The sequence below is a fragment of the Psychrobacillus antarcticus genome (assembly GCF_029533155.1).
Lineage (GTDB): Bacteria > Bacillota > Bacilli > Bacillales_A > Planococcaceae > Psychrobacillus > Psychrobacillus antarcticus.
The window spans coordinates 59,881-84,145 of record NZ_JAIZDB010000007.1 but is presented as its reverse complement, the minus strand read 5'-3'; the positions used below and the strand labels follow the sequence as shown (position 1 = coordinate 84,145).

Here is a 24,265-nt window from a genome sequence, read left to right as displayed (position 1 = left end):
GAAAGTCATCTTTTTCTTTTACGTAACCATTTAATTTCTCCTGCAATAGAAAGCCATGTGACAAATAAAAGCATAATAATTACTCCAATATATTGCCATACTCCAAGTATTTGATTGAACCAGAATACAGAAATAATCATCGCTGTTAGTGGCTCAATACTGGACAGTATACTTGTTTCCACTGCTGATATGTATTTCATACTCGACAAAAATAATATAAATGCAATCGTTCCAATTAATATAATTACTATGACGATTAAGTTAATAGGATAGACTGCAAGATGAATCCATTCATCTGTTTTCCATATTTGGGTAATTACCGCTAGTACTACCCCTCCTATTAACATTCCCCAACCGACAATAACAAGAACACCCCATTCTTTCATCAGCCGAGCTGGATAGACGGTATAGATAGAAAATGTTACTCCTACAGCCAAGCCCCAAAGTAACGCTTCCCTACTTATTAACAATCCACTAACATTTGCATTCGTTAACAATAAAAACAAACCGATTAATGTACCGATAATGCCTATAACCTGATATTTGGGTGGAAACATTTTGTTCTTCCAAGATAAAAATAAAATAATATAAACAGGTCCTAAAAATTGAAGTAATGTTGCAATCGTAGCATTACTCGCTTCAATTGCTGCAACAAATGTATATTGGACACCCAACATTCCTAGTACTCCGAAAACAATTAATTGTTTAAGCCAACTAATATCTTTCCAAATTAAAAAAATTTGCTTGCCAGTTATTAATAGAAACAACAAAATACATAATCCAGCTGTTATTAAGCGAACCGTTAGGAAAAAAGAAACTGATAGTCTAGTATTATTTAAAATCCATTCCATCATAGGTCCTGTTGCTCCCCATAAAATAGATCCCAGAACAATTAGCAATATACCTTTGGACCTTACATTTTCACCGTTTACCATTTTTATCCACCACTTTCAAAAGTACTTTTTACCCACCTATTTATATACCAATGAATATATGGTATTATAAAAGTGACTAATTTTTTGAAACTATATATAATAATCCTAGAATAATAAAGGGGAGGTTGAATATGTTTCTCAAAGATGAAGAATCTTTAAACATAATTAACACTGTTTTTAACCACTTGCCAACACCAAGTTTTATGACGGACAATGAAGGCAAGATTGTCTGGTGGAGTCAAGAGGCAGAAAAACAATTTGGTTACTCTATTGATGAAGTACAGGACATAAATTCACCACTTCTTACAGACTATTCACAAGGACATTTAAGGGTAAATTGGGAGATTATTTTACATACAGAAAACCCTTATGAGGTTAGTCCCATAGTTCTTTATACGAAAGATAAAAAAGCTATAAAAACTTCCATAATTGCAAAATCCTTTGAATCGCAGGATATGCGTTATGTATTCTTTCAGATTAAAACAGATACAAATGATTCAATGGAAAAATCATCTTTTCATGAGCTTCAGCTTATAAAAAAAGGATTATCAGAATCCTTTATGATGGTCTATATAGATCGTGAAGGGCTAATAATGCATGCGAACGATAAGTTTTTGAAACAAAGTACATGGACTCCTAAACGAATTATCGGCAAATCATTTTGGCAGTTGCTCCCTGATACCCCTGAACATATAGCAATAGGTAACAAGATTATTTCTAGGCTTAGAGACGGAAAGGTCTTTCGAGGAGCAGTTGAAAAAATCACAAAAGATGGTGCTAATTATTGGGTAAATATGTTAGCCATTCCAGTATCCAATACTCCAAATAATACACCTTACTTTTTATTATTGGAAGATGAAATTACAGAAAAAAAATTGATGCAGACCAAACTGGAACAGATAGCTTATGTAGACACAGAAACAGGTTTGTTAAGCAGACATCGTTTGGAAGAAGTAGTAAATGAATATATTGATGAAAAAAAATCATTTTCATTTGTTTTCATTAGTATCGATCAATTCTATACATTAAAAGAAATATTCAATGATCAATCGGAAGCAAGAATTTTAAATGAGTTTACGAAACGACTGAAAATCTACTTTGAAGATTCTATTATTGCTAGATCTGGTAGAGATGATTTTGCAATAGTAACGCCATTAAGTGATTGGTACATTCAAGGGTTCACCCATTATTTAAAGCAAAACCCAATTTACTTAGATAGCAAAATAATTCCAATTACTATTAGTGGAGCTATTACTAGATACCCTGAAGATCAGCAATCTTATCTCCATTTATTAAAAGCTACTACTAATACGATTCAAAAGGTTAAATTAGAGGGCGGTGGTACGATTACGACCCTTTCCAAATCCGACCATTCAAAACTTTCTCGCAAGATTCAGATTGAAAAGCGATTGCTAGAAGCATTGAACCAAAATGATTTACATGTCATGTTCTTGCCTCAAAAAGATGTGAAAACTGGTGTAATAACGTCCGTCGAGGCATTAGTAAGATGGGAAGATAGTGTTTTAGGTACTGTATCACCGGAGGAACTAATACCAATTGCTGAGGAAACAGGACTAATCAATGAAATTGGTCAGTTTATGCTGGAAAAATCTTGCGAACAAGCCGCGATTTGGCACCGAAAAGGCATGCCTATCAAAGTGAGCTTCAACTCATCTATTCGCGAGTTTAGAGATAAAAACATGGTGAAGACCATTCGAAAAGTGTTAGAAAAGTACAACTGCCCTCCAGAGCTAATCCAAATTGAGTTCACTGAGAAATTTGCACTCGAAGCAGAGGCGGAAAAATCAATTGTTCAGCAAATACAAAAGCTACAGCAAGATGGCATTGTCTTTGTACTAGATGATTTCGGAACAGGTTACGCCTCTTTGCGATATTTACAAATGCTTCCAATTGGCAAATTAAAGATAGATAAATCATTCATAAGTTCTGTAACTAAACATGAAAAACTAGAAAAGCTAGTTCAAGGTTTAGTACAATTTGGACAATCATTAGATATTCAAGTAGTTGCTGAAGGTGTAGAAACGGTTGAACAGTATGAACTACTTAAACGAGTGGGCTGTGATGCAGTTCAAGGCTATTACGTGAGCCTTCCGATTTCCGCTGAAGAAGTAGAGGAAATGTTATAATGCTATGAATCATTTATGGAGGTTGTCCCTAGGGCAGTCTCTTTTTTGAAGAATAAGATCTATCTAATAATACTGCTGATTTCCGTTTCAGGCGGACGCTTTCCGCGGGCGGTCCATGAGCCGCTGGAGTCGCCGTCTTGCACTCCAATAAATTAGATGAGTAGATATTAACTATGAAATTAAATGAGGGTACTTATTTTAAAAACGATAAATAAATAAAGGATATAAAATAGTTTCTAGTTATTGTAAAAGTGTTGATTACTAACATCTCTCGACAGAGGTTAATGGGATGTACGCCTCCAAGCATGTGGCGGTGCATATCTGATTAGAAAAAGTCTTGAAGTGAAGTGTTTTTTCCTATTTACTCGCTTTCGTGAGTAGTTTACTTGCGTTCACTTGGTATTTACTTGCTCCACTCCTTCACTTACTCGCTTACGTTGAATTTCACTATCCCAGAAATTTAATAAACCGTGATCAATGAAGAAATCTCTTTGCTCACGGTTTTGTTTTTAATTTCACAATTGCTTTAACCCATAGCTGTGTAATGATTTCAGCAAATACTAAGCCCATTGCAATAGAGCCTGAAATTAGTAGGGCTTGTGTGCCAAACTCAACCGCTGTAACATAATCTTTTTCCACAATGTTCCGCATAGCATTATAGGCAGAGCCTCCTGGAACTAATGGAATAATTCCTGAGACACTAAAAATAATCATCGGCATTTTAAATTTTTTAGACATTATATGTGATATGAATGCAACGGTAAAAGCTCCCGCAAATGAAGCAGCCACCTGGTCCTGATATAGTTGGTTTACATTCATATAAACAATCCAACCGATCATTCCTACCATTCCACAGTAAAAGAGGGATTTTTTCGGTGCGTTAAATATTACACCAAACGCAGTAGCTGCGATAAAACTTAAAATTCCTTGCGTAACATATATCAATCGAAATCCTCCCTACAGTGATAATATCAGCGCTACTCCGGCCCCAATCGCAAAAGCAGTAAGACTAGCTTCCGCGCCCTTTGAAAGACCTGATACAAAATGCCCAGCCATTAAATCCCGAACTGCATTTGTAATAAGTAAACCAGGAACAAGTGGCATAACAGAACCTATAATAATTTTATCTATCTCCATTCCAAAGCCATAAGCAACTGATAAGGTTGCGATGATTGTAACGAGCATGGCCGCCAAAAACTCGGCAAAAAACTTTACTCTAGTACGAACTTCTAACCGGTCAGCTATTGCGTACCCTACACCACCAGCGATAAAAGCAGTTGGTACCTCCATTATCCTTCCTCCAAATAATAATAGAAAAGCACCCGAGGCAATTGCAGCTGCAGCTACTTTTATCCAAAAAGGAAAAGTTTCATGATTATTTTCAACTTGTTTTAGCTCGTTGTATGCTTCTTCAATTGTAATATCACCAAAAGCTAATTTTCTAGATATATTATTTACTAAGGCAATTTTTCCTAAGTCGGTCGTTCTTGCATTTATTCGTACTAATCTTGTAGGAAGGCTTTTATTTCCACTAAAAATGATGCCAGTTGGAGTAACAAAGCTTTGTGATTGCGTAAGTTCCTGAGAAACAGCCATGCGATCCATCGTATCTTCTGTACGATACGTTTCAGCACCACTTTCCATCATTAAGCGCCCCGCAAGTAAACAACTTTCCACTACCAATTCATAATCTGCAGCCAATGAGGAACACCTTCTTTCTTCCATTTAAACTAATCTTATAGAACCAACTGTAAAAAGACAAATACTGTTCGGTATAAAATAAAGAAAGTAACACCCTTTAAATATCAAAACCTGTTTCTATCGTTTTCGAAGGGCTTTGGACAGATGTTTTACTATATGATTACCGTGTGAGTTTTTAGAGATGCTAGGTTGGTTGTGACCTTCGTCACAACCAACCTAGCATCTCTTTTTTCGGTAATCTTATGGCGTTTTTCTGTCCGTCGCCATTCTACAACTTCTAGAAACAGGTTAGTGCACTTTTTGTTAACTAAAGAAAAGCTAAATTCTTATATAAAGAAGAAGCTCACGAAGATGCAATTTCGTTCGCTATTCCGCTTCTGTAAAGCGTCCACTGAAATGGAAATCAGTAGTATTATTTAGTCATTCTTTAAAGTTCCAAGAACAAAGCGCTCACCAGACATTTTTATATATTTAAACCTAAAGAAAGTGGCTATGGTAGCCACTTTCGATTTAATACTTTACTAATCCAGTTTGTTTATAAGTATCGATATTATAACTTTTAATTTCTTTCATCGCAATTGTATATATTGTGTCTCCTGCGTAGACCATTCGTTGAATCGAGCTCTCCCATTCTTCATACGTTTGCCCAAGAGCTTTAGGTCGGAGTAGGTCCCCTTTTCTTTGAATTCCTTTTTCGACTGTTATTTCGTATATTAATGCTCCGTCCTGTTTGAAATCACTATATTCCTTCCCAGATAGTTTCTCGTAAATGGAGATTGGGAATCCATATAAGTGGTTCTCCTTGTGTTCAAAAAGTGCATGATGATCATATTGTACAGGAGAGTAAGTGCCTTGATCACCTATTATTTCCGTATCTTTTTCTTTTGGATTTGCTAAATCACTTACATCAAATAAGGAAATTTTCATCCCTTCTGTCATGATGAGCGGCTCTTTTCCACCACTTTGGGTATCAATTCTTGTTTCGTAGCCGAACCCAATGAGATGGTTTTCATCTAAAGGGTGTAGATAGTTACTAAAGCCTGGTATTTTTAATTCGCCTAATACTTTCGGTGAAGTAGGTGTAGCGACGTCGATTACGAATAATGGATCTGTCTCTTTGAAAGTTACCATATAAGCCTTGTCACCCATGAATCTTGCCGAATAAATTCTCTCGTCCTTTGCAAGTCCAGTGAGTGAGCCTACTAAATTCATGCCTTCATCTAATATAAATAAGTTATTTTCAGAAACTTCATTGTCATTCCAATTATTCCCCTTAGTTGTCACTGCTCGGAAATATCCAACATATTCATCCATAGAGAACTGGTTTAAAATATGCCCCTTTAATCGATTAGAGGCTACAAATTGGATTGCTGTTTTATCCAAAGCAAATTTGAACACTTCCGTATCCATTGAACCCGGATTCCACCCCATTTTGTTGGTTGAAGTCCCTTCTTCATAAACACTCGAAGTTAAATATAAGTTATTCTTCGACATATATAATTGCTCACTTCCGCCGAGGTACCCTTTCGTTACGACCTCATTTTTCTCCGGATTAGAAACGTCTAAGGCCGTGATAATGCTAAAAGTCGCTTCCTTGGAATTTGGTAAAATGGAGAGATCCTTGTAAGGTAAAGGCTCTACTGTTTCCCCTTTTTCTGAATCATAAGTGTACGGTCGTAACTCTGTATCTTTTTGTTCTTCCATCATCCAAAAATTTGGGTAGACATTTGTTATATAGTAGAGTGTACCCGCTGTTAGCCTAGCTCCAGCCATATTTCCTTCTGTCCCTACCTCTCTTTGTAATTTCGGGTTTTCCGGATTGGAAATGTCATAAAACAGTGCAGTTGTCATAGCCTCTATTGGCATATGCATTCGTGCTTCGTCATTACTACCTTTGTCATATTGTAATGTCTGATATACATTCTTTTGCGCCAAAACAATTAGTGTTTTGTCGGTTAGGAATAGCTGCATTGGATAATAATCCGGACCAAACCGAATCTTTGTTTCTTCTTTCATTTTCGTCGGATCTTCTATATTAATAATCGCTATATTATTTTCTGTTATGGAGTATATATGGGTGCCATTTGTTTGTACTATATCTGCTTCGTCTACCCCCTCCACTTGATTGTTTGTCGTAGAATGATCTCCACCACCTTTAGCGTCTGAAGATAATTCTGCTGATTCCTCCGCCGTATCCGTGAGGGTAACATTCTCATTTTGAATGTTTTGAAGCTTCTTTACCATGTCAAAATGGGCTTTTAGCTCCTTTTGCGATTGGACTGTTGGTAGCTCTTTATAAACGCGAAAAGGAAAATTAGTTTTTGTGATTCCAAGTTTGTCTTTTACATGCAAAGTGTATGAGCCCTCGTGCAAGCCCTCAATTTCTATGGATTTGCCGTTTGAAGTGAGCGAATAATTCGCATCTACCTTGTACCCTTGCTGATCTTCCACATACAAATCTCCATTTTCTAATGCATTGTTCTCAATAGCGGAAGAAAAAGATGCTTGAAAAACTTGACCCGATAGCACAACTGACTGGGCTGTCACAGATAATTTGGTGACATAGAATATACTAGCTACGCTTACAACTAAACCTAATATGATTAATGAAATAGTCCAACTTTTCACTATAAATCACCCTTCCTTTTTATCTTTGTTAATCCATTAGACTTTGTAAAAAGGAATAAGTTACATCTAAGGTAAGAAAATTCTGAAATTATCATTTATTGCACACAGTGATTTCCTAAGTTTGTTGTAAAAACAAAACGCAAGAATATTATTCACTTGCGTGAACAACATTCTTGCGTTTACAATTTTCTCCGCTCGGAAGCATCTTATGAGACAAACCTCATTCTTAATCTTCAAATGGCCACTTCGGCAGCATATTGCTTAGTATTTTATCTTCCCGGTAACCGAGGACATATTCCGCTTGCATGATTGTGTGAATCTCTCGTGTTCCTTCATATATAACTGGAGCTTTTGAATTTCTCAAATAGCGAGCTACTGGGTATTCATCGGAGTAGCCATATGCTCCATGTATTTGCACTGCATCATCTGCAGCTTTATTGGCAAAATCGCATGCCTGCCATTTAGCAAGAGATGTTTCTCTTGTATTGCGCACGCCTTTATTTTTCAGTTCACCTACTCGATATACGAGAAGACGACTCATTTGAAGTCCAGCTTCCATTTTGGCAATCATTTGTTGAACAAGCTGATGCCTTCCAATATCTTTTCCAAATGTTTGACGCTCGTTGCTATATTTCACACTAGATTCCAGGCAAGCTATCGATAGTCCAACTGCTCCAGCAGCTACTGTGAATCGCCCATTATCTAGGGCCGACATAGCAATTTTAAACCCTTCTCCTTCATTTCCGAGAAGATTCTCCTTGGGTACTCGCATATTATCAAAAAACAGTTCCCCTGTGTTTCCTGACTTAATGCCATATTTACCTTTGATAGCTTTAGATGAAAACCCTTCTAATGTACGCTCGACGATAAACGCACTAATACCATGATGCTTCTTGGATTTATCGGTATAAGCAAATACAATAAAATGATCTGCTACATCGCATAGCGAAATCCATGTCTTCTGTCCATTTAGGACATAGTCATCTCCATCAAGCACCGCTACTGTAGACATTGCTGCTACATCTGAACCTGCGCCCGGTTCTGTTAAGCCAAACGCTCCAATCTTTTCACCAATAGCCTGTGGCATTAAATATTTTGTCTTCTGCTCTTCTGATCCCCACTGCATTAAAGTCATGGAATTTAAACCAGTATGAACTGAAACTGCTGTCCGAAAGGCTGTATCTCCACGCTCCAATTCCTCACATACAATCGCAAGGGAATTATAATCCATTCCACTTCCACCATATTTTTCAGGTACACATACCCCCATCAACCCAAGGTCTGCAAGCCTTTTCCAAATGGCAGGATCAAATGCACCATCTGATTCCCATTTTGCAATATATGGGATTATTTCATTATCTACAAATTGCCTAATGGTTTTGCGCAATAGTACCTGTTCTTCAGAGAAGTCAAAGTTCAACTATACTCACCTCTTATAATGGATTCTCTTATTTCTACCCCTCTTGCTGCCATTTCGCGGATATACAATTCTCCTGGAACGATTAGCTCTGGTGGATATACTCCCCGATTATTAATGACCTCGTTTCCAATCATTTGTGCAACTACGGAAATAGTATTTGCTGTCGCTCTAGCCATTGCGGTTTCACCAGAAAGAGAGTCTTTTTTGGTCGCCATTTCATACGTATAATTGGTAGGGACTCCATCTTTTAGACCAGCTACAATTACTCTTAGTAATACTGCATCCTCTTTATCTCCAAGTAATAACTGGGGAGTCAGGACTTCCTTCAATACATCTCGAGCCTTTACCATATTGCCATTCACATTTACAATTGTTTTTTTATTCGTTAACCCTAAGTCTACGAGCAGTCTAAATTTATCTGCATGCCCTTTATATCGTATTGTTTTATATTCAAGTGTATCAACATTCGGAAAAGAGTTCGGAAGCGTTGAAGTACCACCAGCTGTATGAAATGCCTCTAGTTCGCCATACTCTTCAAAGGTAATTGGTTCAACTTCTGAAAGAGATGCTACTTCCTGAAGCTGTCCTTCTCTTATAACATGTGAAGCATCTGTATAATGATCGAATACTCCTTCTAATGAAAAGACGATATTGTAACCAAAAATCCCCTCGGGCTCAACAGGTATTCCCCCGACATATAGTCGAATAGCATCCACTTCGTCGAGTTTGGAAGCACCGTATCCAGCTAATATATTGATCATTCCTGGAGCGACACCTAAATCAGGAATTAGCGTAATGCCTTTAGCTTTAGCCTTTTCATGGAGCATCAATACGTTATCTGTAGCCCCTCCAATATGCCCTCCTAAATCGATAGAATGCACGCCGACTTCTACAGCGAGCCTAGCAATTTTTTCGTTGAACGTATAAAATAATGAGTTTATTACTACATCCGCTTCCTTCATTATTTTACGTATACTATCGTCCTCGTTAGCATCAAGTCTCAATACTTCAATTTTGGAGTTTTGCAATCTTTCCTTAAACATTTGTGCCTGACCTACATCTAAATCACATAATAAAACCTTTTCCACATTTGGACTTAACACTAAATCACGAGCTGCTTCTTTCCCCATTAACCCTGCACCTAATACAGCAATTATCATGTAATCATCTCCTAATTATACTGTGTCTATTTGTGCACGCTGTAATTTTCCACTGTAGTCTATATATATGCTTTTCCATTCTGTATACACATCTAAAGCTGCTACACCTGAATCACGATGTCCATTCCCTGTCCCTTTTGTTCCTCCAAAAGGCAGATGAATTTCTGCACCCGTTGTACCTGCGTTGATATAGACAATCCCAGTATCTAAATCACGCTGTGCTCTGAAAACTTTATTGACATCTCTTGAATAAATGGAGCTAGATAATCCAAACTTCACTCCATTATTTACTTCAATCGCTTCCTCTAGTGAACTCACTTCTATTAAAGAAACAACAGGACCAAAGATTTCCTCCTGTGCTATTCGCATATTTGGGGTCACATTTGTAAATAGCGTAGGGGCATAATAATTTCCTTTTGCTAACTCTGCCTCATTTAAAATGGTCCCTCCCGTTAAGAGAGTGGCCCCTTCGTCTTGTCCAATTTTTATATAGGAATGGATTTTTTCTAATGCTTTCTTATTAATAACTGGACCAATTTTGACCGTTTCATCTAAGCCATTACCAACCGTTAGTTTTTCCATTTGTTCTAGGAGCATTTTTTCTAAATCTCCTCTTACATCTTTATGCACAATAACTCTGCTACATGCCGTACATCTTTGTCCAGCAGTCCCAAAGGCACTCCATAAAATACCCTCCACTGCTAATGGTAGGTCTGCATCATCCATTACGATTACAGCATTTTTGCCACCCATTTCAAGGGAAATTTTCTTTAAATGACGACCACCAAGTTCCGCTACTTTACTTCCTGTATCTGTAGAGCCAGTGAATGAAATAACCTTCACATCTGGATGTTCAATCAAAGCCGTACCTACTTGAGCACCTGATCCAAATACGACATTAGCAACTCCAGGTGGTATTCCCGCTTCATCAAAGATCTTCGCCATTTCATATGCCATCATGGGAGTTTCTGTTGCCGGTTTCCAAATGAATGAATTTCCTGCAACAATAGCGGGGAATGATTTCCACGTAGCAATAGCAACTGGGAAGTTCCATGGTGTAATCAGCCCTACCACTCCTATAGGTGCGCGAACACTCATCGCAAACTTGTCCGCCAATTCAGATGGAGTTGTCTCGCCGAATAAACGACGTCCCTCACCTGCCATATAAAATGCCATATCAATGCCTTCCTGTACTTCTCCTCGACCTTCTTCAATCACTTTGCCCATTTCCTTTGTTAACACTTGGGCTAGATGCTCTTTCTTTTCTTTCATTATTCTTCCAATCTCATATAAATAATCGGCACGTTTCGGTGCAGGAACAAGTGCCCATTTCTTTTGAGCTTTCACTGCAGCTTCTACTGCAAGGTTTACATCTTCCTCTGTAGATAGCATGACCTCTGCCAGCTGTTCCCCATTCGCGGGATTTAACACTGGTGTATACTCGGCACTCTCAACTTCCTGCCAATTCCCATCAATAAAATTTGTTAGTTTCATTCTATTACCTCTTTTCAATTTAATATGTAAACGTTTTCATTACTTTTATATTCGATAATGGGTCTTAAAATCCCTTTAATATTTTTTTGATTAATAAAGGATGAAACTTTTTCATCTTCCTTTCGTATACATGGTAGAGAAAAATTTAAGGAGGAATTTGTTCATGAATAACCATGAAATTGACTACAAACTATACGGTGACGATATGCAATTTGTTGAAATCGAATTAGATCCAAAAGAAACAGTTGTTGCAGAAGCAGGCAGCTTAATGATGATGGAAGACGGCATTTCAATGGAAACTATTTTTGGAGATGGGTCCTCCGGTTCTGCTGGTAGTGGCGGCGGTCTTATGGGTAAATTAATGGGTGCAGGTAAACGTATGCTTACAGGCGAAAGTTTATTCATGACAACATTTACTAATGCCGGTAGTGGAAAAAAACATGTCTACTTCGCCTCCCCTTATCCAGGTAAAATTATTCCGATGGATTTAAGCCAATACCGTGGCAAAATTATTTGTCAAAAGGATGCATTCTTAGCAGCAGCTAAGGGCGTTACAATTGGCATTGAATTTCAGCGAAAGCTTGGAACTGGATTTTTTGGTGGTGAAGTTATGCTACCTTACTAATTTGTCCAATAATATTAATGAAAACAATTAATGATTACTCTTATAAATCTCCTTACCGTCCCTTAAAAAGTGTCCACTCCTAATATGTATTTCCTCTATAAAAGCAAAACATTTCTGATTACTAAACCCCATTATTATAGAAACAACTTTAGATATATATTCATTCAACACTATATGTTGTGATACAATCTAATAAGAACATACATTCCCTAGTATTCAACTAATGCTAGTTGATCAAATTAGTACCCTTTCTAAAACATGATAATAACTAGATTAATCAAAAAGGGATTTAAGCCTACTGAAGAACAAACAGTTATATATTTGATCACAATAAATATATAAATTCTAAATAATTCTATTGATTTTCTTATATTCCAGTTGAATATAAAATCTACACTCTTTATCCTGGTAACTTAGGAACCTTGATCTATTAAATTTAACATTAAAATAAAACTGGACTTTAATTTAGAGGAAATAACATCCTAATCATACTTAGGTCTAACAAGAGTTAAAGAAATAAAAATATTAAGGGAGAGTTTAATATATGGACAAAATTGTGGAATATAAAGGATACTTTGGAGTTAAATACGAAAGAATCCAAGGAAATAATTCATCTGAAGTTATGGTAGCTGCAATCCTAAAAAAATATAAAGAATTTACATATATGATGGTTATAGGTACCAATCAAAAGGTTTGCTATGACACTTATAAATATTTGAATTTAGAATTAGAAGATAAAGGATTTAGCCATAGAGAATTAGCCCTTCGTGCTTTGAAATTTCTATACTCATACTTAGAACTTTTCAACACTGATATTGGGTATTTAAATCCTGATGACAAAAATAAAATTATTACTTTCCTAAAAGGTGGTAAAGGAAATGGACAATATATAACCTACTGCTTAGAGACAGTTCGAAAAAATGATACTGTTAATGCATATTTAGGAGTGTATAGAAGTTTTTTTGATTTTTTGGGGATAACAGATAATATTTTTAAAGAAACAAAAGGATTATATAGAATTATAGATAGTGGAAATGCTTATTACTCTAAGAATAACTCACTACAAGTCCAAACATATTCCATGAACTTAAAGGAAATTAAAATAAATAAAGTTCCAAAATACATAAGTTACAAAGAATACTTGGATATTTTAAAAGTAATTAATGACAAATACACACTTAGAGAAAAAATTATTGTTAAATTGATGTATGAATATGGCCTTAGAATTGGCGAGGTTTTTGGATTAACAATAGAGGACATACAAGGAGAAGAAATAACAAAACAGAAGGACACATGTCGACTTATACTAAGAAATCGTTTTACAGATAAACCATGGCAGTACGCAAAAGGTTGTATGAAAATTACTTCACCGGACGAACACCTTAGTGATGGATACTCTGTGGAGGGGAATGGTTATCAAATTATTCCAATCTCACCTACTACATATTTTTTAATCCAAAAATATATTGATGAAACGACCTCTCCTTTTTCCATGAGTGATAAAGCATATGAAAACTACTCGAAGAAAAATATAGCAGATAAAGTTAGCAAAAATGATATTTATAGAAATTCATATGTTTTTATTAGCAAGAACTATACTCCAATTACTGGTGGAGCTTGGAATACCATTATTAAGAAGATTTTTCAAGAAGTCGGGCTTGAAATTGATAAAGGAAAAAAAATCAACAATCTAAACCATCGTTTTCGTCACGGTTTTGCAATGTTTAAAGTATTAAATGAAGGATTTGATGAGCTGAAATTAAGTTACGTATTACGACATGCAAATACAAGTAGTGTGAAGATATATTTTAACCCAACAGATACTGATTTGATTAATTTCGCAATTATGCAGGACAAACTCACTAAAAGGGGTTTAAATCTATGACTAAGCGTAAGGATGACAAATTAAGTAAGCAGGTAGTTACTGAATTTAAAGTTCATATAAATAACTATCTAAAAGATGAAGAGTTTAAGTCTTTGTACCTCGTTTTTTTCGAAGATATTTATTCACAACAAATTTTTAAAGCATCAGATCGTTTTACTGTTACTAAATATTTTAAAGACTATTTAATTACTATCTTCAAAAACCACTCTGTTAAATCCATTTCTTGGGAACAGTATTGTATAAGTATGAAGTGTATCCGTGTTCAAAAATGGGAAAATGAGAATTCGTATGGACAAAAGAGAATTCAAAAACTAGCACGGAAGATGTTATCTGATTTTTACAATTTCATATTAGAAAACGAATCGGATAACCCCAAAAACATTTCCGAAATAAAACCTTTTAAAGAATTCCTAATTTGGGAAGAAAGAAACTCCTCTAAGATGAACTACTTTCTAAGTGATAATATTTTAGATAAAATTGGAACTAACTTCCCTCTTGAAAGTTCACCAGAACAACTTCATTTAATAAAGTGTGATGAAAAAAGTTCTCCAGTGATACTTAACTTGAACATCAACATAGTTGAAATCAAGAACCTACTAATAGGTTTTTATAAAAATGTGTCTAATGGTAAAAAATACAACAGTATAAGACAGTTTATTTATTTATTTCGTTACAGTTTATTAGCAGTTGAAAAAGAACCTCAATCTATTACTGACTTTTCATTTGATGTCTTTAAAAAGCAATATAGATTTTATCAGAAAACAAATATTATAAATCCTAGTGTTTCAACGAAATTTTCTAACCACCTAATTCATTTTTATATATATCTCTGTAAGATTATAAAAGAGCAAAATATTCAACACAATATTTTTAATGGAACACCATATAACGCAAATACTTTAGGTAACATAGCTTTTGGTCCTCACTATGAAAAAGGTTATAGATTAATTACTTATAATCCTTTAGAAGTTGTACCATCGCAAAATAGGTGGTTATTAATACCTTCTGACAGTTATGCAAGTAGTAGAAAAAAAATGCCGTTTCGAATTGATTTCTTAAAAGTTAAAGACAAGTTTCTTCGGAATGATTTGAAAAGCTACATTTGGCATCAATCAAGCAAGTCGATAGACAGTGTGGCGACTGGTATGTATTCCATCATAGAATTCCTAAATTTCAGCTTTACCTACAATCTTTCAAACAAAAAACAGATTAACTATTTTACCGCAGACTTGTTAGAGCAATGGAGATTGTTTATAGGAAGTAAGCCAGCCACCACAGCAAATAATTATATTAAGGGTTGTAAAAGTTATTTGACATTCTATAGAGATAAATATCAAATCCCTCAATTATTAATTAACTCTCTCTCTCAAAGACCTATTGATTTTGATGGTGGTAACCCTATGACTAAACACGATATTACCTTGTTCGCAAAAAAATTTACAGAACTTAAGAATGAAGGTATTACAGGAGAACTTTGTTATATTATTTTTAATTTAGCTGCAACGTCCAAACTTCGCTTGGGAGAAATTTCAGCCTTGGAAAGATCTTGTATTATTGAAACTTCAGATGAAACAGGTATCATTCGCTATCACACAAAGACAACTGGAAATCAAAAAATGGATTTAATATTACCAATTGAAAAAATTAACCTTATAAAAGAAGCTATTAAAATAACAGAGAACATACAAAGTAAAGCCAATAAAGATATTGCAAAGTTTATTTTCCTAAAAGAAGATCAACATAGAAAAGATAGGATTATAGAATTTAGCGCTACTTTTGAGAAGAACTTTAGAAAGATTCAGAAGGAATTGAAAGAACAACTTGAAGGAAAATATCGCCCCTATGATCTACGTTCTACTTTTATAGATAATTTATATATTGAAGGTTTAACTGACAGGCTTCCTACTTCTCTAATCGCTGAACTTGCTGGCAATGGTGAACATACAGCTAGACGATATTATCGCAAGAAAACTGAAACTCAGGATTACGCTGAAATGTTTGCTGGTGTAACAATTTCAGGAGTTGATATCTATGGAAATTTTTTAATTGAAAAAGAAGTTGAAAAACTAAATCCAGTAGAAAATGGTCTTGGAGGATGTAAACTAAAAGGGTGTATCGATGACGAAGAAGAATATGAATGCCTTATCTGCCACCATTTTGCCACCACTACTAATCGAATAAATATTTTTAAAAAGAGAATTACAAAACTTAATAAATTAAAAGAAAGCACAGAAAGTCTCCAGGAGCAAAATAAAATTATCGCTTTAATCAAACTGCATACAGCTTATTATGTGAAATTGCTGGATAAAATTGGAGGAGAGGAAAATTAAACAGTTTTTTGAGTCATTAAATGAATTACCATCTTATGAAAATGTTTGCCAAGAACTTATCAACATAAAGCCTAAAAGTTTTATCAACTTTGCCGTGACTCCAAATATAGATTTTATAGATGATTTCTGGGATTTTAAAGAATTCAAAAGATTTTCTAGTGAGGCAGGATATTATAAGTTTGATTTTAATCAACTAGATACAACTTATAAAAATTATGCTAAATACATGGTTTTGAGAGAGTTGTTCAACAAACATAACCGCTTTAATACTGTTAAATCTAAATTTAGGGTTATAGTTAGCTTTATCACTTCCTTAACTAAGCATCATATATTTTACCCAGAACTTATTGATATTCCATTTCTTAAGGATTTTTTAGGCTCTTCATTGTCTGAGCGTTCTCTTACGGATAAGAAACATGCTATAAAGGTTTTTTTATCAGAAATAGAGCTCAGAGTACCTAAAATTAATTTCTCTGAGATCTACAAATACCTAGATATAATAAATAGAAGAAAAGTACGAGTTGAAAGAGAAAAAGGAAAACACAAACTTATCCCAATAAATCTTCATAACGGAATACTTTCTTTAGCTATAAAAGATATACGGAACGATAAATTGAATACTACTCAACGTGCTAGTGCTTGTATGATTGTTTTATTAGCAGAAACTGGTATGCGTATTGGAGAATTTCATATATTAGAAGTGAATAAGTTGGAAAAAATAAGTGTTAAAGGTGAAACAGATTTTCTACATTATCTTAACTTTAAAACATATAAGACAGTGAAAGAAAAGGATTACAAATGGACTAGAAGCTTTATTACTCAAAATGCATTCCTAGCTTATAAAACACTTACAGAAATATTTAAAAAAAACAGAAAGTCTACCTACTTATTTGTTAAGAAAGACGGGACAGAAGTATCAAGAACGTTCCTCCGCTACCTCCTAGTGGAATTCTTTTATCGTCACCAAGATGCATTAATGTTTGATAAAATAATTGATCAAGAGTTAAATCAATTTTCTATAACCAGTAAGAGAAAGTTTAATATATTGCGTTTTGTCCCAAATGATGAAATAGATAAAAAAATTTACTATGTTACTTTTCACCAATATAGAGTTACATTGGCAACGATTTTATACAATAAGGGTTATCAATTAGACTTTATCCGCCAACATATGAATCATTTAACTGAAGATATGACCAAACATTATATTAGACTAGAAGAGTTGAAAAAGTTTAATCTAAATGCAATTGAAACTTTGATGAAAAGATCGTCACAGGATGGTACAAAACTTATTACCGAAATAGATGAATCCTCAAGTAAATATTTACAAGAAGAACTAAAGTCACCGGAATATATAGAAGACTACGAAAATATAAACAATTTCATCAAAATGAATAAACTAAATATTTTCAAGGATATAAATGAAATAATCTCTCGTCTTTCTAGAACTGAAAATCAGATTGCAGATATGGAATTAGGTATATGCGGAATATCTTTCAATAAACTATGTGAACGAAATCAATATATAACTAGTATTAATGATGCTTATTATCTTGGAACTCAACTTCATACATTAGATGATTTACCCCATTCAGAAAAACGGTTCCAGGAAAAAATAAACATTATTATATATAATGAAAGCTTATATAAAAAGAATCTAAAATATCGTAATGAGTTTGAAAGAGAATTGAAAGGAATTAAAAAATACATCGAACGTAAGTTAGAACCAGAGTTAGAAATGCTAAAAGATGAAATAGCTGAAGTTGGTTTTGAGGAGACTAAGCATAAATACCCGAAGTTATCTGATATTATAACAAATATTAATGATATTGAGATGGAGATGAAAAAATGGCACAAGAAAACGTTGTAGCTTTAACTCAAGAACGTTTAAAACAATTTAATTTAGGAGAATTAAATAACTATAAGGAAAGCACTCAAGGGCATTTTATAGAGATTGAACGATTCTTTCAAATAACAGAAGAACGAATCATAAAATCCTTAGAAGAAATTAAATCTATAAACTTTAATATTCGAGGGGTGTGTAATGCGGTGAAAATATCCAAAAGTACAGTTTATAATAATCCAAATACACTACTTTTATATATTGAAAATCGTATAAGTAATATTGAAAAACAAGATTTGTTATCAAAAAATAAGCAAGGAAAAATACGAGAACGGATTACTGAACTTGAGAGGTTTCTAGATAAAGCAATTATAGACCAAATAGAATTTAATAATTTGAAGATACATAATGAACACTTACAGGCTGAAGTAAATCGACTTATGGTTAAGAATGAGTTATTGGGCATGGAACGAATAGAACTCGTGAAAAATTTAAATAATATTGAAGTAGAACTTAAGAAATTAAGAAATAAGAAAGGAAACCTAATCTCGCTTAATCTTGATTAATAACTAGTCACTTCAATATATCCACTCCATTTGTGGTTGAATAAATAGAGTGGATTTACCTAATTTCAGGACCTTTACTACATACAATTTTAATGGATTATTAATCAGTTAGCTCCGATAGTTAGACGTTTTAATTTATTATTAAAGAGTTCAAAGAACCAAGCATAGAATTTTTGCAACAGCAAAAATCTACTCTAACTATTCCAATTCATTTAAAACAAAATAATTAGGGTAATGTCGGCCTATTTTCAAACATGTAATAGGTGTCAAAGGAATGTTTGATTCCAGCTAAAAGCTGATCGCACATATCTTTGTTGAATATTCCTTTATTGAAATGAGAGACGCTGTTTCGCATCGCAAAAACAACCTTTAAGTAATTGGATTGACGTCTATCCATGAAAAATGGTTCTTTTTTTAATTGTCCAATGTAGTCACTCGCAGTAGAATTTTCATTGGTTTTGACGTCGGCTTCAGCCACATGCTTATTAATGGCCAAAAATAATAAATGTTCCAGTACACTGCCTAAACCAGCAGCACACACAAAAAACTTTTCATTCTCATACGCTTCCAAGCATTCTTCTAATTCAAGTTTAAATTGATCATCTTTGATTTCTTTTATCATTTCTATAAAATTGTACATTTCTTTATGAATTCGTAACTGATTAAATTTCATACTTTCAAAAGGGTTTGTTAATAGCGGTCTGAAATTTGATTGAAATTCGTTCTTGAATAGAAAACCTCCTACTTCACTAACTAAATGACCATCCGAAAATAGCCCCGCATTAATTATTTTTTCTGGTTCTATCTGGAGATATCCGATTCCTATTACTCCAGCTAAAAATGTACTTACATCTGCAATAATATATTCGTAAGGTATTTCTTGTTGTGTGAGATCATGCAATATAATTTTACCAGGTTGTTCAGTTTTGGAAAAAAAGGAAATATTTTTAACTGATTTGTCCTTTTCAAAATATACAATATGAATGTCTAGTTTTCTTGAAATCCATGAAAAATAATCGTTTATGCTGCTCGCTGGCGCTCCGAGTTTTTCTCTATTGTACATATAATCTTGATAAATAGACTCATATGCTTCTTGTCGTTGTTCAGGGGTTATTCGGCTTATTTTTTCGCTGTTCATTTCAAATTGAAAAACTGTAAATATTTCACCTTTTTCCATTTCACTGGACCTCTTTTCCTGTTTTTTCGAAAACTCCTATTTCTTCTATAAAAATTAATTATCCACTTTCTAACGGATACCCAGGAGTATGCTAATAAGCACTACCGTATGAAACCAATCTTCCGAAGTCATTTTAGCTTCTAATTCTGTAATTTCATTTTCACTTTTCAACCTAAAATAGACTACGAATTTCAAGAACCACCTGCATTCAATCTTTTCACAACCATCACTACTTATTTAAAACACCTTTTCATTTCAAGTAACTCTTTCTCTGACAAATAACGTGCCAAAAATTAAGCTATTACCTATCTGCTATATTACGTAAAGTCTTATCATAGTTTTCAAATAGGTCATTCATTCCATCTAAAAAATCTTGTTCTATCCCTTCTAAAACTTCATTATTCAGACGGTTATTTTTTTTAACCGATTTTCCATTCTCTTCTGATCTGAATTTAATCTTATCACCTTGTTGGATTTTTAAATGCGTTAATACTTCTTGCTGAAGCGTCATTCTTAGACTATTGCCTACTCTGGTTACATTTATTTTCACATCTATCACCACCAATTTTGTCTTTTTGAGAACCTCACTAATTTTACTAATGTAAAAAAAAATTTACTTGGAATATATTACCGGTATCTTACCTATCATTTATATATTACATTAAAAAACAGAAATATTTCTTTATATATTTTATAATTACCACCTTGAATCAATTTCATAATCCTGAGCCCTTGCGGCTCTAAGGGTAAAATGACAAAAAAATAGAGCACCTCCCCAAATTCTGTATAATGAGAGTTACTACACACACATTAACAGACTGGAGAAATGCTCTATGCCTATTATACGACAAGAAAGCCTGTTTGACATGCAAGTTTTATATGACTTGGAACCTACCCATCGTTTTAATTCTATTTTATCGGGTATCGATATCCATCCGATCCTCGATGTTGTGATGAAAAAGTCTCGTTTGGGGGCTCCACAAACACTTAATTATGCAGCGATGATTTACTCATTGGTCATACGAATCACCGAGCGCATCCCATTTATTAAGGATATGGTTATGCGGCTTCAAACTGATTTGCGATTCAAGATAGATTGTGGTTTCCTCGTGTCGGACATGATTCCATCAGAAGCTTCTTATTCACGGATGATTACGTTAATTAGTGAATCCGATGCGATGGAAATTGTTCAAGAACGTGTACTTCTACTGGCTATCTCTGAGGGCTTCGTCTCTGATGAAACGATCGCTATTGACGCAACCCACGTAGAGGCTCGTGATCGTGCACGTTTCAAGAAAGAACAAATAGAAAAAGCGCCGAAAAAACGTGGCCGTAAAAAGAAAGAAGAACGTGAAAAATGGCTTCTAGAAAAAGCGGAAAAAGAAGCAAATCTTCCGCTATATCAAAAGACGATCGCTGCACAATTGGATGTCTCTCTTTCAGAGCTTCGATCTTCTGTTCCCATACAACCCGAATGGGGTGTCAAAAAGAATAGTGAAGGAAAGAATGTCTTTTGGTATGGATTCAAATGTCATCTTGCCGTTGGAACGAAAAGTCAATATATCGTCCAATCCCTGTTTTCTTCGGGAAGTTTGAATGATGGAAAAGCGGCGATTCCCTTGTTAAAAGGCATTCAAGATCGTTTGCCTTCCTTGAAAATGGCCTATGCCACAATGGATGCCGGGTATGATTATGTTCCTATCTATCAACAGGTATATCGCATGAATGCACAATCCATCATTGCCTACAACAGAAAGAATGAACCAGAACCCATTGGCTTTGATAAATACTTCGCACCAACCTGTGTAAGGGAACATTCCTATCGATACGACAGCTTCGATTCTAAACATGAGACTTTAAAATATACACGCCCTCATGAATGTAGTAATTGTCCATTGGCTAACGACAGTTTATGTCAAAAGGTTTATAAAATGAAAGTTACAAAAGATCTTAGACGATACACGGCTCCAGCAAGAGGTTCAAAGAAATGGAACCAACTATATAAAGCACGAAGTGCCGTTGAACGTGTAAACGCCTATCTAAAAGGTTACTTTTTATTGAACCAGATTTACCATTGTACTGGAAAGAAAGCTAAACTTCATTTTGATCTTGTTCACATTGCATATAATGCATCCAAACTAGCAATTGATAGACTAAATATCCATCAACTATCTGCAGCATAATAAGTACTTTCATTCGTTTTTTTAAGAAATCATTCAATATTCTGCTCTTCCATGATTTTTTAAAAGTACGTATTATGAAATTGATTCCTTATAAAAAATATAAAATACAGGAACTAAATAATTTGTCAAATAGGAGTATTAAAAATGCAAACAACGAGAATCCAGTGGGTAGATATAAATAAAGTAATAACTAACCCTAAGAATCCACGTAAAGATCCAAGCTATAAAACTGCCGAAATGCAACGAATTCTTAAAACAAAAGGTTTTGAAGAAGCAATTGTAGCTTATAAAACAGGTCCGTTTTATTGTATTATTAGTGGCCATAGACGTTGGTGGGCTGCAAAACAAATAGGAGTGAAAGAAGTGCCTATTTATCTAGTAGATGAACCCAAAAATGCCTTAGAGGAATTAGAACGTTTAGGTTCTATACAAGGTAATCAGACAGACTGGTCATCCTATGAGTGGATGATTCACACAATGAATTTGTATGAGCATGGTATAAGGGTTGAAGAATTAGCATTAAAACTAGGAGAATCCCTTTCTACAGTTAAAAAACGTATATCTGTAGGTAGATTTTATCCAAAAACGGAAATTGAGACTCAATTAAGCACCAATACTTATAGTCTTAATATGCTTGATATTCTAAGACTTTGGTGTATTCGCGTTAAAAAACTTTATCCAGAAGTTTATAAGGATTTGCCTGAAACATATATCAGACAATCTATGTTAAAAAAGTTAGATAACAAATGCTTAAACAGTGACCTATTAAAAGGAGACTATTTAATAACTGCAGGATATACAAAAGTTGTTGAATTCATTACAGATCCAACCTTTAAATTAACCGATTTCGTTAGAGAAGTTAACTTATCGCAAGAATTCGAGAAATGTTTTAATCTGCAGGTTAACGTTACGAAAATAAAAAAAGCTTCAAAAAATGTAAATTTAATTAGCTACTTTCGTAAAAGTGATGCGAAAAAGATTTATGATGAGCTAGAAAGTTTGGAAACACAGCTATCAAATTTAATGGGAAAATTAAAAAGCTGAAATTAATACCTAGGAGCTAAAAGTATATGTCACGTTTAGAATTAGAATTAGTACTAACAACCAAAATATATCCGAATCCTCTTAATCCAAGAAAAGATTATACAGTAGAATCAGAAAAATTGCAGAAAATTATAGAAAAGCGTGGTTGGGAAACGGCTATTACTTGTTATAAACAAGCAGAAAAATATATTATACTTTCCGGACATAGAAGATGGTTTGCTGCAACACAAATGGGAGCAAAAAGTATTCCAGTTTATATAGTGACTCCCCCTGTTAGTATTGAAGAAGAATTGGACAGGCTTTCCTCTGCACAGAGAGGTAAGGAGGACTGGACTACTTACGAGTGGGGTAAATATATATTTGATTTGGCTTCAAATAGCGATGAGAATTGGACAATTAAAGAGTTAGCATATAAAACCGACAAAGGAGATAAACCTGTTAAAGAGGCTTTAAAGGTATTTAATTATTATCCTCATTCTCAAATTGAAAATAAACTACAAAAAAATAATCTTTCAATTACATTATTAGCAAGAATTATAGACTTTATAAACAAAATCAAGATTCATCATCCTGCGATCGTAAATGAATTATCTGAAGAAATGATTAGAGACAATCTACTTCATAAGGCTGAACATAAGAGGATATCGTCAACTCAATTAAGATCAGATAAATTATTAGAAGTAGCTCCAGAATCTGTCCTTAAAAGTTTCTTAAGAACTCCCAAAATGAAATATAGCGATGTATATTCATTGATAGAAGAAGATGATTTTACTATAGGTTCCAAGATACAACGAGAAATCAAAACTCTTCAATCACGAGCATTTGAAATTGCAAAAATGGATGTGAACAACACAGCAGATGCTAATTTACTATATAAAGAATTAGAAGGGTTAAGTATAAGTATTCAATTAAAAAAAGCGGAATTAGAAGAATATCTACAAAACTGAAACGTACAAGGTCTTGTAACTCTTAGTTTTTCCAGCAAAAATAACTTGAAAAGTACCCTCTATTTTCAATCTAATAGAGGGTACTATATTAATAAACTCATATTTTTTTTAGATTTCAGGTTATTTTCAAATGAATCTTTTCTCTTAGGTAGTAATATTCTATAGATTATATACTATTTC

At 34.2% G+C, this 24,265-nt stretch carries 17 protein-coding genes and 1 pseudogene; 9 read left to right on the top strand and 9 right to left on the bottom strand.

All coding sequences use genetic code 11. The features are described from left to right. Positions 1-5: 5 nt before the first annotated feature. The gene (locus LDK52_RS05795) at positions 6-935 is read right to left on the bottom strand and encodes a DMT family transporter (RefSeq protein ID WP_277585003.1); all 930 of its coding nucleotides are present in this window, start codon (positions 933-935) and stop codon (positions 6-8) included. A gap of 131 nt (positions 936-1,066) precedes the next feature. Here LDK52_RS05795 and LDK52_RS05790 point away from each other — a divergent pair, with 131 nt between their 5' ends. Next, complete coding sequence (locus LDK52_RS05790) at positions 1,067-3,082, top strand: sensor domain-containing protein (RefSeq protein ID WP_277585002.1); 2,016 nt, start codon at positions 1,067-1,069, stop codon at positions 3,080-3,082. A 495-nt stretch (positions 3,083-3,577) separates the two neighbouring features. Here the strand turns inward: LDK52_RS05790 and LDK52_RS05785 are convergent, their stop codons facing one another. The 6 genes from LDK52_RS05785 to LDK52_RS05760 all read right to left on the bottom strand — a co-directional run bounded on the left by LDK52_RS05785 (position 3,578) and on the right by LDK52_RS05760 (position 11,485). Then, positions 3,578-4,027: a threonine/serine exporter family protein gene (locus tag LDK52_RS05785; protein ID WP_277585001.1), complete on the bottom strand. Its 450-nt coding sequence runs from the start codon at positions 4,025-4,027 to the stop codon at positions 3,578-3,580. Between the two features lie 12 nt (positions 4,028-4,039). After that, positions 4,040-4,783 (bottom strand): threonine/serine exporter family protein, encoded by a 744-nt coding sequence (locus LDK52_RS05780; RefSeq protein ID WP_407081791.1) that lies wholly within the window; start codon positions 4,781-4,783, stop codon positions 4,040-4,042. 510 nt (positions 4,784-5,293) lie between these two features. After that, on the bottom strand, positions 5,294-7,411 hold the full coding sequence (locus LDK52_RS05775; protein WP_277584999.1) for a beta-propeller domain-containing protein: 2,118 nt from the start codon (positions 7,409-7,411) through the stop codon (positions 5,294-5,296). A gap of 226 nt (positions 7,412-7,637) precedes the next feature. Next, positions 7,638-8,831, bottom strand: coding sequence for an acyl-CoA dehydrogenase family protein (locus LDK52_RS05770; RefSeq protein WP_277584998.1), 1,194 nt, complete (start codon positions 8,829-8,831; stop codon positions 7,638-7,640). Continuing rightward, entirely contained in the window at positions 8,828-9,991 is a 1,164-nt protein-coding gene (locus LDK52_RS05765) for a saccharopine dehydrogenase family protein (RefSeq protein WP_277584997.1), read from the bottom strand. The genes LDK52_RS05770 and LDK52_RS05765 overlap by 4 nt, the downstream gene beginning before the upstream one ends. Before the next feature lie 15 nt (positions 9,992-10,006). After that, entirely contained in the window at positions 10,007-11,485 is a 1,479-nt protein-coding gene (locus tag LDK52_RS05760) for an aldehyde dehydrogenase family protein (RefSeq protein WP_277584996.1), read from the bottom strand. 163 nt (positions 11,486-11,648) lie between these two features. Here LDK52_RS05760 and LDK52_RS05755 point away from each other — a divergent pair. The 5 genes and pseudogenes from LDK52_RS05755 to LDK52_RS05735 all read left to right on the top strand — a co-directional run. Next, a pseudogene (locus LDK52_RS05755) lies at positions 11,649-12,092 on the top strand (AIM24 family protein); the annotation flags it as partial. A gap of 562 nt (positions 12,093-12,654) precedes the next feature. Beyond that, positions 12,655-13,995, top strand: coding sequence for a tyrosine-type recombinase/integrase (locus LDK52_RS05750; RefSeq protein WP_277584995.1), 1,341 nt, complete (start codon positions 12,655-12,657; stop codon positions 13,993-13,995). After that, on the top strand, positions 13,992-16,325 hold the full coding sequence (locus LDK52_RS05745; protein WP_277584994.1) for a site-specific integrase: 2,334 nt from the start codon (positions 13,992-13,994) through the stop codon (positions 16,323-16,325). Before LDK52_RS05750 ends, LDK52_RS05745 begins: the two co-directional genes overlap by 4 nt. Next, positions 16,306-18,195: a tyrosine-type recombinase/integrase gene (locus LDK52_RS05740; protein WP_277584993.1), complete on the top strand. Its 1,890-nt coding sequence runs from the start codon at positions 16,306-16,308 to the stop codon at positions 18,193-18,195. The genes LDK52_RS05745 and LDK52_RS05740 overlap by 20 nt, the downstream gene beginning before the upstream one ends. After that, entirely contained in the window at positions 18,174-18,734 is a 561-nt protein-coding gene (locus LDK52_RS05735; protein WP_277584992.1) for a hypothetical protein, read from the top strand. The genes LDK52_RS05740 and LDK52_RS05735 overlap by 22 nt, the downstream gene beginning before the upstream one ends. A gap of 226 nt (positions 18,735-18,960) precedes the next feature. Here the strand turns inward: LDK52_RS05735 and LDK52_RS05730 are convergent, their stop codons facing one another. Both LDK52_RS05730 and LDK52_RS05725 read right to left on the bottom strand, forming a co-directional pair. Further along, complete coding sequence (locus LDK52_RS05730) at positions 18,961-19,911, bottom strand: hypothetical protein (protein ID WP_277584991.1); 951 nt, start codon at positions 19,909-19,911, stop codon at positions 18,961-18,963. Positions 19,912-20,212: 301 nt separating this feature from the next. After that, the gene (locus LDK52_RS05725; protein ID WP_277584990.1) at positions 20,213-20,461 is read right to left on the bottom strand and encodes an AbrB/MazE/SpoVT family DNA-binding domain-containing protein; all 249 of its coding nucleotides are present in this window, start codon (positions 20,459-20,461) and stop codon (positions 20,213-20,215) included. 283 nt (positions 20,462-20,744) lie between these two features. Between LDK52_RS05725 and LDK52_RS05720 the strand changes: the two genes are divergently transcribed. From LDK52_RS05720 to LDK52_RS05710, 3 genes are all read left to right on the top strand, one after another. Further along, positions 20,745-22,094, top strand: a complete 1,350-nt coding sequence (locus tag LDK52_RS05720; protein ID WP_277584989.1) for a transposase — start codon at positions 20,745-20,747, stop codon at positions 22,092-22,094. Between the two features lie 144 nt (positions 22,095-22,238). Then, positions 22,239-23,138, top strand: a complete 900-nt coding sequence (locus tag LDK52_RS05715; RefSeq protein ID WP_277584988.1) for a ParB/RepB/Spo0J family partition protein — start codon at positions 22,239-22,241, stop codon at positions 23,136-23,138. 26 nt (positions 23,139-23,164) lie between these two features. After that, on the top strand, positions 23,165-24,085 hold the full coding sequence (locus LDK52_RS05710) for a ParB/RepB/Spo0J family partition protein (RefSeq protein ID WP_277584987.1): 921 nt from the start codon (positions 23,165-23,167) through the stop codon (positions 24,083-24,085). The last annotated feature ends 180 nt before the right edge of the window (positions 24,086-24,265 follow it).